The organism is Candidatus Epulonipiscium viviparus, assembly GCF_000171335.1.
Taxonomy (GTDB): Bacteria; Bacillota; Clostridia; order Lachnospirales; family Cellulosilyticaceae; genus Epulonipiscioides; species Epulonipiscioides viviparus.
The window spans coordinates 1-14,312 of the sequence record NZ_ABEQ01000084.3 but is presented as its reverse complement, the minus strand read 5'-3'; the positions used below and the strand labels follow the sequence as shown (position 1 = coordinate 14,312).

10 protein-coding genes are annotated in these 14,312 nt (G+C 35.2%); 2 read left to right on the top strand and 8 right to left on the bottom strand.

Going from position 1 to position 14,312, the window contains the following annotated elements; translation table 11 throughout:
• The first annotated feature begins 28 nt into the window (after nt 1–28).
• Nucleotides 29–760 (top strand): pyruvate formate-lyase-activating protein, encoded by a 732-nt coding sequence (gene pflA / locus EPU_RS10540; RefSeq protein ID WP_010169202.1) that lies wholly within the window; start codon nt 29–31, stop codon nt 758–760.
• A 56-nt stretch (nt 761–816) separates the two neighbouring features.
• Here pflA and EPU_RS10535 read toward each other — a convergent pair whose 3' ends face one another.
• From EPU_RS10535 to gshAB, 8 genes are all read right to left on the bottom strand, one after another.
• Nucleotides 817–2,055 (bottom strand): flagellin N-terminal helical domain-containing protein, encoded by a 1,239-nt coding sequence (locus EPU_RS10535; RefSeq protein WP_010169200.1) that lies wholly within the window; start codon nt 2,053–2,055, stop codon nt 817–819.
• Between the two features lie 255 nt (nt 2,056–2,310).
• Nucleotides 2,311–3,549 carry a flagellin N-terminal helical domain-containing protein gene (locus tag EPU_RS10530; RefSeq protein WP_010169198.1) on the bottom strand — a complete coding sequence of 413 codons (1,239 nt, stop codon included), beginning with the start codon at nt 3,547–3,549 and terminating at the stop codon, nt 2,311–2,313.
• Nucleotides 3,550–3,804: 255 nt separating this feature from the next.
• Nucleotides 3,805–5,043 carry a flagellin N-terminal helical domain-containing protein gene (locus tag EPU_RS10525; protein WP_010169197.1) on the bottom strand — a complete coding sequence of 413 codons (1,239 nt, stop codon included), beginning with the start codon at nt 5,041–5,043 and terminating at the stop codon, nt 3,805–3,807.
• A 205-nt stretch (nt 5,044–5,248) separates the two neighbouring features.
• Nucleotides 5,249–6,484, bottom strand: coding sequence for a flagellin N-terminal helical domain-containing protein (locus EPU_RS10520; protein ID WP_029488382.1), 1,236 nt, complete (start codon nt 6,482–6,484; stop codon nt 5,249–5,251).
• A 322-nt stretch (nt 6,485–6,806) separates the two neighbouring features.
• Nucleotides 6,807–8,042: a flagellin gene (locus EPU_RS10515; protein ID WP_029488381.1), complete on the bottom strand. Its 1,236-nt coding sequence runs from the start codon at nt 8,040–8,042 to the stop codon at nt 6,807–6,809.
• A 42-nt stretch (nt 8,043–8,084) separates the two neighbouring features.
• Nucleotides 8,085–9,320 carry a flagellin N-terminal helical domain-containing protein gene (locus EPU_RS10510; protein WP_010169191.1) on the bottom strand — a complete coding sequence of 412 codons (1,236 nt, stop codon included), beginning with the start codon at nt 9,318–9,320 and terminating at the stop codon, nt 8,085–8,087.
• Nucleotides 9,321–9,428: 108 nt separating this feature from the next.
• On the bottom strand, nt 9,429–10,664 hold the full coding sequence (locus tag EPU_RS10505) for a flagellin N-terminal helical domain-containing protein (protein ID WP_010169190.1): 1,236 nt from the start codon (nt 10,662–10,664) through the stop codon (nt 9,429–9,431).
• Nucleotides 10,665–10,820: 156 nt separating this feature from the next.
• Nucleotides 10,821–13,133 (bottom strand): bifunctional glutamate--cysteine ligase GshA/glutathione synthetase GshB, encoded by a 2,313-nt coding sequence (gene gshAB, locus EPU_RS10500; RefSeq protein ID WP_010169188.1) that lies wholly within the window; start codon nt 13,131–13,133, stop codon nt 10,821–10,823.
• Nucleotides 13,134–13,206: 73 nt separating this feature from the next.
• Here gshAB and EPU_RS10495 point away from each other — a divergent pair, with 73 nt between their 5' ends.
• Nucleotides 13,207–14,262 carry a tyrosine-type recombinase/integrase gene (locus EPU_RS10495; RefSeq protein ID WP_010169187.1) on the top strand — a complete coding sequence of 352 codons (1,056 nt, stop codon included), beginning with the start codon at nt 13,207–13,209 and terminating at the stop codon, nt 14,260–14,262.
• Nucleotides 14,263–14,312: the final 50 nt, after the last annotated feature.

The following is a 14,312-nucleotide window of genomic DNA, read 5'->3' as shown; positions in this document are numbered from 1 at the left end:
CTCCTTTTTTTATTGGGAGGAATCATATATGATAGGAAAGGTACATTCAGTAGAAAGTTGCGGAACAGTTGATGGACCGGGCATTAGATACATTATATTTACACAAGGCTGTCCATTGCGCTGCCAGTATTGTCACAACCCAGATACTTGGAAAGGATCAGATGGCGAGGAAATGGATTCTGATGCATTGGTAAAAGAGATATTAAAGTATAAAGCGTATATGGATAGATCAAATGGGGGGATTACAATTAGTGGTGGAGAGCCTCTGCTGCAGCGAGAATTTGTAACTGATATATTTAAAAAAGTCAAGAAAAAGGGGATTCATACATGCATAGATACATCGGGGTTTATACCTCTTGATAAGATAGGAGATATATTAGACTATACGGACTTAGTGTTGCTAGATATAAAATCTTATAATCCAGCAATATATAAAAAAGTAACGGGAGTTGCGTTAGAGCCAACATTGAAGTTTGCGCAAGAATTGATGAAGCGCAATATTCCGGTGTGGATTCGATATGTATTGGTACCAGATTTAACAGATAATATGGAAGATATAGAGGATCTTGCAAAATATTTGATTACGCTATCCAACGTAGAAAGAATAGATATATTGCCGTTTCATAAAATGGGTGAATACAAATGGAAAGAATTGGGATATGAATATAAATTAGCGCAAACTTTGGAACCAGCAGAAGAAGTAACGAATGCTGCTAAAGAAATATTTAAAAAATATAATTTGCCTATTTATAATGCGTAAAAAAACTCCCTCTAAAAATGAAGGAGTTAATGGTTTATAAAATGAGCTTCAATTAATTAACCTAATAGCTGAAGCACTTGTTGGGGGGCCTGGTTTGCCTGTGCAAGCATAGATTGAGACGCTTGAGAGAGGATATTTGAGCGAGTGAGATTTACCATCTCTTGCGCCATGTCAGCATCACGAATTTGGGACTCTGCAGATTGTAAATTTTCTGTAGTATTATCCAAATTTTTGATGGTATGCTCTAATCTATTTTGAACGGCTCCAAGCTCTGCTCTTTGGCGAGAAACAATCTCAACGGCAGCGTCGATAGTATTAAGCGCAATTGCAGCACTTTCTTGAGTATCGATCTTGGAAGCATTAAACCCAAGTGCAGTCATATTCATAGATTTGATATTAAGTCGGATAGATTGTTCATTATTAGCACCGACTTGGAAATTAAATTCGTTAGGACCGACTTCTTGATTCATAGTAGATTGAAGTACATTAGCTGCATCGGTAACAGTGCTTGCTTCGATATTAATAGCAACTGATAGCAGGCCTGCGGCCTCAGCTTTTAAGAGTCCGGCTGCACTGTTGAGTGAAGATATAGAAGCTTTAACTTTCTCTAAAGAAACTTGTTTAAGTGCAACACTCTGCAATACTGCAGCAGCATCAGCTTTGTTACTTTGACCAGCGGCTTTAATTTCAAGAGCTGAAAGCTCCTGCTCAAGAATGTGGAGTAGATTTTCTGTATTTACCATTACTGATCCAGCCTCAGCTGCATATGCCTCACCTAATTTCTCTTGATATTCAGATAGTTTAGTATAATAATCGGTGAGTGCCTTGTTTAAGCTAGACTGTTTATTAGCGACTGAATCGAGACCTTTACCAGTAGGGTCACCAGTTAAAAGTTGTTGATCGTTAAACTCTGTTTTACGAGAAATACTATCGATTTCTGTGACAAGCTGTTTAAATTCAATATCCAATTTTTTTCTATCTTCCGCTGTGTAGGTATCATTCATAGATTGAATAGACATTTCTCTCATTCTCTTAAGCATTTCATGAGCTTCGCCGAGAGCACCTTCTACTGTTTGAATTAGAGAAATACCGTCTTGAGCATTACTGCTAGATTGTTTTAAACTGATAATTTGATTTCTCATTTTTTCGGAGATAGCAAGTCCTGCAGCGTCATCGCCAGCACGGTTAATTCTGAGACCAGAAGATAGTTTTTCCATTATAGAGCCTTGATCAGATTGATTAATAGCCAAATTTCTTTGTGAATTGATAGACATTAGGTTAGTATTGATTCTCATTTTAATTCCTCCTTGAATTATAAGTGGCATCTTGCCAAATCTATTTTAAAACAATAATATTTATGTTATTGAAATTATTAGTAATATAGATATTGTTGCTAATAATTTGTTTATTAACTTTACAATATATATATCGGACAAATATAAATATACTTTAGTCTAATTTATAAAAAAATTAATTTATTTTTGAAATAAAAAAATACCTATCGGAATAAAACCGACAGGTATTAGATAACTTAGTAATAGAGGTAGTAATTAACCTAGTAATTGAAGAACTTGTTGAGGTGCTTGATTTGCTTGTGCTAGCATAGATTGAGAGGCCTGAGCCAGGATATTTACCCTGGTAAGATTAACCATTTCAGCAGCCATATCTGCATCACGAATTTGAGATTCTGCAGATTGTAAATTTTCTGCAGTATTGTCTAAGCTCTTGACAGTGTGTTCTAATCTATTTTGCACAGCACCGAGTTCGGCTCTTTGTCGAGATACAATTTCAACCGCTGCATCAATGCTGTTGAGTGCAATATTGGCACTTTCGGGAGTATCAATTTTAGTTGCAGTTAAACCGAGTGCAGTGACATTCATAGCCTTAATATTAAGTTGGATAGACTGATCATTGTTAGCACCAACTTGGAAAGTAAATTCATTAGGACCAACTTCTTGATTCATAGTAGCTTGAAGTTTATTAGCTTTCTCTACAACAGTACTTTGTTCGAGTTTGACAGCAGATTTAAGTATGTCACTAGCTGAGGCTTTCAATGCAGCGGATTCTGATTCTACGAAGGCTAGAGAAGCCTTAGTTTTTTCTAAAGAAACTTGTTTGCCAGCAACGCTTGCAAGTATTTTTTGAGCTTCAGTCTCATCACTAGCGCCAGCTGCCTTAATTTCGAGAGCGGATATTTCCTGCTCAAGATCAAGAACTCTGTTCTCGAGATCAGCCATACTAGAGCCGCCGTCTATGGAATAAGCTGCAGCTAGCTTTCCTTGATATTCTGCCACTTTGTCATAGTAAGTACCAACAGCGTTAGTTAAGGATGTGCGAGCACTCGCAACTAGATCTAGACCTTTGCCAGTAGGATCACCAGTTAAAAGTTTTTGTTCATTAAATTCAGTTTTATCAGCAATACCATCGATTTCAGTGATAAGTTGCTTTAGTTCGATGTCTAATTTTTTTCTATCTTCAGAAGTATAGGTATCGTTCATAGATTGAATAGACATTTCTCTCATTCTTTTAAGCATTTCGTGAGTTTCGCCAAGAGCACCTTCTGTAGTTTGAATTAAGGAAATACCATCTTGAGCATTGCTACTAGATTGTTGAAGACCCTTGATCTGATTTCTCATTTTTTCGGAGATTGCAAGACCTGCAGCATCGTCGCCAGCACGGTTGATTCTAAGACCAGAAGATAATTTTTCCATGATAGATCCCTGGTCGCCTTGATTAATAGTGAGATTTCTTTGTGAATTAATAGCCATTAGGTTAGTATTGATTCTCATTTTAATTCCTCCTTGAATTATATGTAGCATCCCTGCTTAGTGATAATGAAATAATTCTATAATTAACTCTTCAAAATATATATCGGAATAACAAAAATATACTTTAGTATAAAAATAAAAAAAATAAAAAAATATATAAAATGAAAATTAAAGAGAAAGCAATACAAGAGAAAATAAAAAAGGAAAGTAAAATATAGAAAGAAACGTAAAAAAATCCCACCGGAAGAGAAATCCGATGGGTGATTTATTTGTTACTTAACCTAATAATTGAAGTACTTGTTGGGGGGATTGGTTTGCCTGAGCAAGCATAGACTGAGAAGCTTGAGTAAGAATATTTACTCTAGTAAGATTAACCATTTCCTCTGCCATATCCGCATCGCGAATTTGAGATTCTGCAGATTGTAGGTTCTCAGCAGTATTATCTAAGTTTTTAACAGTGTGCTCAAGTCTGTTTTGAACAGCTCCGAGCTCTGCTCTTTGGCGAGACACAATCTCAACAGCAGCATCAATAGAATTAAGGGCAATGTGTGCACTTTCAGGGGTATCGATTTTAGTGGTAGTTAAACCAAGAGCGATAGCATTCATAGCTTTGATATTAAGCGAAATGATTTGATCGTTGTTAGCACCAACTTGGAAAGTGAATTCATTAGGACCAACTGCTTGATTCATAGTAGCTTGAAGAGCATTAGCAGCTCTTACAACAGAAGTTGCTTCCCAATCAATAGCAGATTGCAATTTAACAGCTGCAGAAGCTTTTTTGCCTGCAGAAGAAGCTTCAAGTGCAGCGATACTAGCTTTAGTGGTTTCTAATGAAATCTGTTTTTGAGATACACTTACTAGGACAGCTTGAGCTTTAGCTTTGTCACTTTCACCAGCAGCTTTGATTTCAAGTGCTGAAATGTCTTGCTCTAATTTAATAAGTCTAGTTTGTGCTGTAAGCATACTACTACCAGMTTCTATAGAATAAGCTGCTCCCATTAAAGATTGATATGCACCCATTTTTCCATAGTAACTGCCAACGATTATAGTTAATGATTGACGTCGTATAGCAACAGAATCTCTACCTTTTCCAGAAGGGTCACCAAGTAATAAACTTTGCTCATTAAACTCAGTTTTGTCGGCTAAACCATCGATTTCGGTAATAAGTTGCTTTAACTCGATATCTAATTTTTTTCTATCTTCGCTAGTGTATGTATCGTTCATAGATTGGATAGACATTTCTCTCATTCTTTTAAGCATGTCATGAGTTTCGCTAAGCGCACCTTCTGCAACTTGAATTAATGAAATACCATCTTGAGAGTTTTCGCTTGATTGTTGTAGACCTTTGATTTGGTTTCTCATTTTTTCTGAAATTGCAAGACCCGCAGCGTCATCTCCGGCTCTATTAATTCTAAGGCCAGATGAAAGTTTTTCCATAATTCCACCTTGATCACCTTGATTGATTCCAAGATTTCTTTGTGCGTTAATTGCCATTAGGTTAGTATTAATTCTCATATTAAATTCCTCCTTGAATAAAAGCGGCATCCTTGCCTATTATTAATTATAAGGTTGTATCAACCTTTTCAATAATATATATCGGACAAGCAGTGAAATACTTTAGCTTTTTTTGAAAAAAATTCCAAAAAAAAATGAAAATAATAACAAGGAAGAAAAAGGATAAATAAAAACCCCTTGGAAAAGTCCAAAGGGTGTATGTGAATTATTGTAAAAGTTGAAGAACTTGTTGTGGAAATTGATTTGCTTGAGCAAGCATAGACTGAGAAGCTTGAGAAAGAATATTTGTTCTAGTCAAGTTAACCATCTCAGMTGCCATATCAGCATCTCTTATTTGAGATTCAGCTGCTTGTAAGTTYTCAGCAGTGTTATCTAAGTTTTTAACAGTGTGCTCAAGTCTGTTTTGAACAGCACCAAGCTCTGCTCTTTGACGAGATACGATTTCTACAGCAGCGTCAATTGTAATAAGTGCAATACCAGCACTCTCAGTAGAGTCAATTTTAGTAGCTTGTAAACCAAGAGCAGTTGAATCCATAGCTTTAATACCTAATGTAATAGTTTGGCCGTTATTTGCACCAACTTGGAAAGTAAATTCATTAGGTCCTACTTTTTCATTCATAGTAGCTTGAAGCTTTTTAGCACAGCTGGTAACTAGACCTGCTTCAATAGTAACTGCAGAAGCTCTAAGTGTTGCAGCTGATTCTTTAAGATTTGCAGCAACAGCTTCCATGGAAGCGATAGATGCTTCTCTTTGGGCTAAGCTGATTCTTAGATCACTAACACTTTTCAGAACATGTTGTCCTTCAGGTGGAACTTCACCAGCAGCTTTAATTTCAAGTGCAGAAATTTTTTGCTCAAGATCAATTACAGACTGAAGAGCTTGTTCCATTTTGGTTGATGCTTCGACAGCATATGCAGAACCCAATTTAGCTTCAGCAGAACCGATTTTGGTGTAGAAGCTTTTGAGTGCAGTAGTTAAGCTCTGACGTTTAGCTGCAACAGATGCTAATCCTTTTCCAGTAGGGTCTCCAGTTAATAATTTTTGTTCGTTAAATTCAGTTTTTACAGCAAGACCATCGATTTCAGTGATAAGTTGTTGTGCTTCGATATTAAGTTTTTGACGGTCTTCGTCTGTATATGTATCGTTCATAGATTGAATAGCCATTTCTCTCATTCTTTTAAGCATTTCGTGAGTTTCAGAAAGAGCACCCTCTGCAGTTTGGATCAAAGATATACCATCTTCACCATTTCTACTAGCTTGTTGTAAACCTCTAATCTGATTTCTCATTTTTTCTGAAATTGCAAGGCCTGCTGCATCATCGCCAGCTCTATTAATTCTAAGACCAGAAGATAGTTTCTCCATAATTCCACCTTGATCACCTTGATTAACCCCCAAATTTCTTTGTGCATTAATTGCCATTAAATTAGTATTAATAATCATGTTTCATTTCCTCCCATAAGTATATTAATTATTTTTGTATCGTGTGTTTTAGATTTTTATCTTTTTCTCTATTTTTTATTTCTAACGCTTTACAATTATATATATCGGATTAAACAGATATTACTTTATGGTTTTTTATGACTTTTTTTTGGTTTTTTTTGGAAAAAAAATTCTGATACAAGATTTTTTGATATAAATGGAAAAAAATTGGTAAATGCTTAAAATAAAAAATTGTCTAAGTATGAAGAAATTTTGTAGCCCTTATAAGGGTTATAGTGCTTATTAGGGCATAAAAAAAGCCCCCAAAGAAGAGGGAAACGAGTTAGCTTAATAATTGTAAGATTTGTGAAGGAATTTGATTTGCTTGTGCAAGCATTGCTTGAGAAGCCTGTGAAAGAATGTTAATTCTAGTGAAGTCAACCATCTCAGCGGCCATATCAGCATCACGTATTTGAGATTCTGCAGATTGTAAGTTTTCGGCAGTATTATTTAAATTTTTAACTGTATGCTCAAGTCTGTTTTGAACAGCACCAAGCTCTGCTCTTTGTCGAGATACAATCTCTACAGCAGCATCTATGGTTGTAAGGGCAATTCCAGAACTTTCTGGAGAGTCAATTTTGGTTGCAGACAATCCAAGGGCAATTGCATCCATAGCTTTGATGGCTAAGGTAATCGTTTGACCATTGTTTGCACCGACTTGGAAAGTAAATTCATTAGGACCAACTTTTTCGTTCATAGTTGCTTGAAGTGACTTTGCAACAGATGTAACTAGCCCAGCTTCTATAGAGATAGCTTTTATATCATATGAAGCGGCCATTTCTTTGTATTCAGCAGCTGTAGCTTCGATAGCAGCAATAGAAGCATTGAGTGCAGCTAAGCTGATTCGTAGATTACTGACGTCGGTTAAGACCTTTTGACTTTCTGCAGGTGATTCACCAGATGCTTTTACTTCTAGAGCAGAAATTTTTTGCTCGAGATCGATTACTGATTGCAGTGCTATTTGCAGTGGAAGTTGTGCTTCTACAGAATAAGCCATTCCAAGTACGCTTTCGTATGTGCCAACGGCTGAATAATAAACACGTAATGCATCTGCTAGACTTTTATTTTTGTCTGCAACTGATTTTAAGCCTGTGCCGGTTGGATCTCCAGTTAATAGTTTTTGCTCATTAAATTCGGCCTTTACAGCAAGTTCATCRATTTCTGTGATAAGTTGTTGTGTTTCGAGATTGAGCTTTTCGCGGTCTTCGTCYGTGTAGGTGTCATTCATAGATTGGATAGCCATTTCTCTCATACGTTTCAACATTTCGTGAGTTTCAGCTAATGCACCTTCTGCAGTCTGTATTAAAGAGATTCCATCTTCTGCATTTCGGCTAGATTGTTGTAGACCCTTAATTTGATTTCTCATTTTTTCGGAAATAGCGAGACCTGCAGCATCGTCGCCAGCTCTGTTAATTCTAAGACCAGAAGAAAGTTTTTCCATAACACTGCCTTGTTCGCCTTGATTGATTCCGAGATTTCTTTGTGAATTGATAGCCATTAAGTTAGTATTTATTCTCATTAGTGTTTTCTCCTATCTATATATATAAAATTTTATATGTAATTACTGTAAAAGTTGAAGTACTTGTTGAGGAACTTGATTTGCTTGTACAAGGATTGATTGAGAGGCCTGTGAAATGATATTGGTTTTGGTTAAGTTCATCATTTCTTGTGCCATATCGGCATCGCGTATTTGAGATTCGGCAGCTTGTAGATTTTCTGCACTGATATTGACACTCTTGACAGTATGTTCAAGTCTGTTTTGCACTGCACCAAGTAAGGCTTTTTGGCGAGAGATAATTTCTACTGCTGCATCAACAGAAGTAAGAGCAAGTTTGGCACTCTCTGGTGTGTCGAGCTTTGTGGCATCTAAGCCAAGAGCGGTGGAGTTCATAGCTTTAATATTTAGATGAATTTCTTGATCGTTGTTTGGGCCAACTTGGAAAGTAAATTCATTAGGACCAACTTTTTCGTTCATGGTGGCTTGAAGAGTTTTTGATACAAAAGCGACCATATCAGCTTCTACTGAAACTGCCATTGTAGCAAAAGAGATGGCTGCAGATCGTAAACTGTTTGCTTGCGCTTCGTATTGAGAGATTGAAGAATAGAGCTGTTCAAAGCTGACTCTAAAATGGCTGATTTTTGTTAATACATCTTGTTTTATATCAGAGGTCTCACCTTGAGCCTGGATTTCTAGTGCTTCTATTTTATATTCAAGATCAATTGCTGATTGAAGAGCGGTTTGTAGTGGAAGTGCTGTTGTAACAGAATAACTCATTCCAAGCAAGCTGTCGTGAGCACCGATGTGTGCATAGTACGTCTTTAATGCCGCAGCTAAATTTTGTTTCTGCGCTGCAACAGATGCTAAGCCTTTTCCTGTGGGGTCTCCTGTTAAAATTTTTTGTTCGTTAAACTCAGCTTTATTAGCAAGATCATCTATTGATAAAATAAGTTGTTGCGCTTCGATATCTAACTTTTTACGATCTTCGTTTGTATAGGTGTCATTTATAGATTGGATTGACATTTCTCTGACACGTGTTAGCATTTCATAGATTTCTGATAATGCACCTTCTGTAGTTTGAATGAGGGAGATGCCGTCTTCTGCATTTCTACTGGCTTGTTGAAAACCCTTAATTTGATTTCTCATTTTTTCAGATATAGCAAGACCTGCAGCATCATCTCCAGCTCTGTTAATTCTAAGTCCAGAAGATAATTTTTCGGCAAGCTCGCTTTTTTCTTCTTGCTTAACCCCCATACTGCGTTGTGAATTAATAGCCATAAGATTAGTGTTAATTTCCATATATTTTATTCCTCCATATTACGTAAAAATTAGCAACAAAAATGTATAAGCAACGGTATGTTAGTGAAATAAATCTCTCCCATAATTTCGGGAGAAGAAATGATAAAACTAGTTTAGTAACTGAAGGACTTGTTCTGGTATTTGATTTGCCTGTGCAAGCATAGCTTGAGAAGCTTGTGAAAGAATATTGGTTCTGGTGAAGAAAACCATTTCTGCAGCCATGTCAGTATCACGAATTTGAGACTCAGCAGACTGTAGATTTTCTGCAGTATTATTTAAGTTTTTAACAGTATGTTCGAGTCTATTTTGAACTGCCCCAAGTTCAGCTCGCTGACGAGACACAATTTCAACAGCAGCATCGATCGAACTAAGGGCAATGCCAGAGCTTTCGGGAGAATCTATTTTTGTTGCTGATAGGCCAAGAGCTGTTGCATTCATTGCTTTAATACTTAGGTTGATTGTTTGTCCATTATTTGCACCAACTTGGAGAGTAAATTCATGAGGACCAACTTGCTCGTTCATAGTTGCTTGAAGTTGTTTGGCAGCATCAGTAACAGAAGTTGCTTCGATATAAAAAGCAGAAGCTTGCAATATCGCAGCTGATTCTTTCAATGTTGTAGCAGAGGATTCCATGGCAGCAATGGAGGCATTTCTTTGAGCTAAAATAATTCGCAAATGACTTACATCTTTTAATACTAGTTGTGCTGCTGCTGGTTTTTCACCAGAGGCTTTAACTTCAAGGGCTGAAATTTTTTCCTCTAGGTCGAGGACAGATTGAGCGACTTGTTCCATTTTAGTGGATGCTTCTATAGCATATGCAGAACCTAATTTAGATTCATATGAGCCGACTTTGATGTAGTAATTTGCTAATGCAGAAGCTAAGAGTTCTCGTTTATTTGCAACAGCAGCTAATCCTTTTCCAGTAGGATCTCCAGTTAATAGTTTTTGCTCATTAAATTCTGCTTTAACAGCAAGTTCGTCTACTTCTGTTATAAGTTGTTGTGCTTCCAAGTTTAATTTTTTTCGGTCTTCATTTGTATAGGTATCATTCATTGCTTGGATAGCCATTTCTCTCATACGCTTAAGCATTTCATGATTTTCAGCAAGTGCTCCCTCTGCAGTTTGGATCAAGGAAATACCGTCTTGCGCGTTTCTGCCTGCTTGGTATAATCCCTTAATTTGATTTCTCATTTTTTCAGATATAGCAAGACCCGCAGCGTCATCTCCGGCTCGGTTAATTCGAAGACCAGAAGAGAGTTTTTCCATTACACCGCCAAGTTCGTTTTGATTAACATCAAGATTTCTCTGCGAATTGATAGCCATTAAGTTAGTATTAATTCTCATGCAAATATCCCCCCCATATATAATGGTAAATTTATAGTGTTATTTTTATTTATTTTTTATATTGAACACCCTCTTACAGAAATATATATCGGATAAAGTTGCAATTACTTTAGGCTTTTTACGACTTTTTTTTATTTTTTACTGGATTATCTTGTATTATTTGCCACAATTTAGCACTTTGTAACCTAATAAATCTAATACAAAACCTGCTACATTTCGACCTTTTCCTTTATAGGGATAATGATGAATGTGAATAGCAGGATTGAAATTGAGTTCAATGATGGAGTAGTATGGGTTTTTGGCTGTAATATCTTCTATCATCATATCTACTCCACATATATTTGCTCCAGCAGCTTTTGCGGCGGATACTGCAATTTCTTTAAAATACTCTGCAATATCGTCGGTATAGTCTATGCTATCTCCACCAGTACTGATATTAGAATTTTCACGCAAATAAACTATTTCATCTTTGCTAGGAATAGAGTCAAAAGTTAGTGAATGCTGTTTTAAAAATAATGCAGATTGCTCATCTAAATCAATTTTTTCAAGTGGAGTTGTATAGCCTCTGCCTCGTAACGGGTCTTGGTTTTTCAACTCTATAAGTTTACGTATGGAAGATACGCCATCTCCGATAACATTTGCAGGAACGCGGTTTAAGATAGCAACCACTTGGTTGCCAATTACAACAAAACGATACTCACGTCCTGGTGCAAATTCTTCTATTAAAATTGTGTTGTCATATTTAAATGCAATTTCGGTAGCAGTTATTAAATTACTTAATGTTGGTGGAGTGGTAAATATACTGATACCTATGCCAAAATTGGTTGATTTGGGTTTGACTACAACTGATTTTCGCTGATATTTTCTTAAAATTGGTTCTATATTATGTTTGTGAGAGAGTTCATGCCCCTTAGGTGTATTAAGATTATTTTCTGTTAACACATATTTTGTCATCAATTTATTTTCCATCATTAGCATGCTTATATAAGTATCTTTAGATGTTTTTGTTGCTTGTTTTACATATTCTACATGACCATTTTGTTGCAGGCGTATAAAGTTATCTGTTGGATCTAATACTTCTACTTGAATACCGCGTTTAATGCTTTCTTTTATAAGTTGCTGCGTAGAAAGTTCCAAGTTGCCGTATCCTTTAAATAGATAACGATTGTTATACGCATCTTGTTTATATGCTTTTGCCAAATCCATATGAGATTTAATAAAACCATGCTCTCGTACTTTGATAAAAATTTGATGAGCATATGTTTTTTTGTGATCTATAACTTTTTCGCGTTGAAATTCTATTGCATGGTTTTTATCAAGATTTAGCATATTATTCATAATAGTTATTTCTGACAAAATTTGATTTGCCCAAGTAGAGAGCTTAATTTCTATGCCATCTTTTAAGAGCAGTGGATCCAAAAAACCATATTTGGCAACAGTAAGTTGATTTTTATTGGAATCTTGCTGAAAGTATTCATAAGGAGTTTCTTTTGTTAGTAAAAGAAACAGGTTAAAGACACTCAAAAATTCTAAATCTATTTTTTTGATACCAACTTTGTCAAAAGGGTTAATATCGATACTTCGAAATTCTAGATATTTGATGCCGTCTTCAGCAAGCGATTGCAGTAAATTGGTTGGGTTATTGGCCTTAAGGCGTACGTGAGTATATAATTCTTTGTGGCTACCAATTTTGTCGTGTTCTATAAATTTGTTGATGCTATTTATATAAGAATCAACACTAGAGTAATCAGGATACAGGTCATATTTATTGGTGTAGCCGCATTCGGAGTTTCTGTAAGAGAGAGCACCTTTGTGACTGTAACTATCTTCATATTCATTTTTAAGTTTTTCAAGGCAATCTACTTCATAAGATTTGTGTATTATACTGCTGCTGCCAAGTAGATAAATGATAAACCATCTGTATCGTAAATAATTTCGTGCAACTTTTAAATAGCAGCTATTTTTAAAAGATTGATATGACGTATTTTTTTTGGAAGATTGATACAATGTTTTAAGGATATTTTCACTAAATGAAAAATTATAATGTATGCCAGAAATTACCTGTTGTTTAGCACCATATTTTTTTAATAAAAATTGGCGATAGCAATAGGCTTCGACTCCAGCTGCATTATTACAAAATGTTGCAATAGGAATGTTGTCGGGTAGTGTACAGGGCATAGATTGAGGCCAAATATATTCGTCTCCTATTTCTAGAACCGCTATATTATATAAATTTTCTAAAAAATCATAAACTTCTATTGCAGTTTTACGAGTAGGTGTTATAAGTTCAAGTTGACTTTCAGAAAAATCCGTTGTGATATAAGGATTTGCAAGTTTGTCTGAAAATATAGCAGGATGTTTAGTAGTAGCTAAATTGCCGTCTATATCACATCGCAATCCCTCTCGTTCTATTCCAATATGCTGTGTTAAAAAGTCTTCTTTATTCAAAGATTTAATTACATTAATCATAGTAACCTCCATAGGCTTTACTTTTTATCCCAATAATTATATTATTAAATAAAAAAAAATACTAGGAGTAACTATGTCAACATATAAAGATAATTTAGAAATTATCCAAATGACTCAAATTAATGATATATTAGATGAAATGCCAGATTTTGTGTATGATTTTATGAGAGGAATAGAGCACACTACAAGCAGTTCAACTCGATTGGGTTATTTATACGATTTAAGGATATTTTTAGATTTTGTAATAAAGTCAAACCTTATAATGGGTAAAATAAATAGGATAGAGATTACCGTTTTGGATATTCAAAAGCTATCACCACGTAATATTGAAAAATTTATTGTATATCTTAATTCATATGAAAAAATAGATATAGAGGGAAATAAAAATATCTATAAAAATAGTAACCGTGGAAAAGCTAGAAAGCTATCGGCACTTAAAACTATGTTTAAATATTTCTATAAGCGAGGTATTATTAACAATAATCCTGTGGGAGTGATAGAAATGCCAAAACGATATGAAAAAACAATCATAAAATTAGATGCAGATGAAATTGAAGATTTAATTTTTGTAGTAGAGTCTGGAGAACAATTAAGTCCTGCTCAAAAAAGATATCATACAAAGACAAAAATTCGAGATGTAGCAATAATATGTTTGTTATTGGGTACTGGAATTAGAGTTTCGGAGTGTGTGGGACTAAATATAAATGATGTGGATTTTAAATATAACGGAATAAAGATTACGAGAAAAGGAGGGAATGAAAGTATTATTTATTTTAGCAAAGAGGTTGAACAAGGGCTAAAGAATTATTATGAGATTAGGAAGGAAAAAAGTTCTAAAGATCTAGACGAACCGTTATTTTTGTCCTTGCAAAATAGACGTATCTCTACGAGAATGGTAGAAGTTTTAGTCAAAAAGTATGCTGGATTAATAACAAAGTTAAAAACTATAACTCCTCATAGATTGCGTACGACATACGGAACGAGGCTATATGAAGAGACAGGGGACATATATTTAGTTGCAGATATATTAGGTCATAAAGATGTAAATACAACCAAAAAATATTATGTGAATATGGATGATAAGAAGAGAAAAAATGCTGCTAACATTGTAAAACTTAGACAAAGTTAAGAAAACCCTTGCAATATAGTTAAGATATTGTTAATATAGCATTATTATAT

Coding starts and splice junctions, on each gene's coding strand:
- pflA (WP_010169202.1), top strand. CDS start 29: ATGATAGGAAAGGTACATTCAGTAGAAAGTTGCGGAACAGTTGATGGA.
- EPU_RS10535 (WP_010169200.1), bottom strand. CDS start 2,055: ATGAGAATCAATACTAACCTAATGTCTATCAATTCACAAAGAAATTTG.
- EPU_RS10530 (WP_010169198.1), bottom strand. CDS start 3,549: ATGAGAATCAATACTAACCTAATGGCTATTAATTCACAAAGAAATCTC.
- EPU_RS10510 (WP_010169191.1), bottom strand. CDS start 9,320: ATGGAAATTAACACTAATCTTATGGCTATTAATTCACAACGCAGTATG.
- EPU_RS10505 (WP_010169190.1), bottom strand. CDS start 10,664: ATGAGAATTAATACTAACTTAATGGCTATCAATTCGCAGAGAAATCTT.
- gshAB (WP_010169188.1), bottom strand. CDS start 13,133: ATGATTAATGTAATTAAATCTTTGAATAAAGAAGACTTTTTAACACAG.
- EPU_RS10495 (WP_010169187.1), top strand. CDS start 13,207: ATGTCAACATATAAAGATAATTTAGAAATTATCCAAATGACTCAAATT.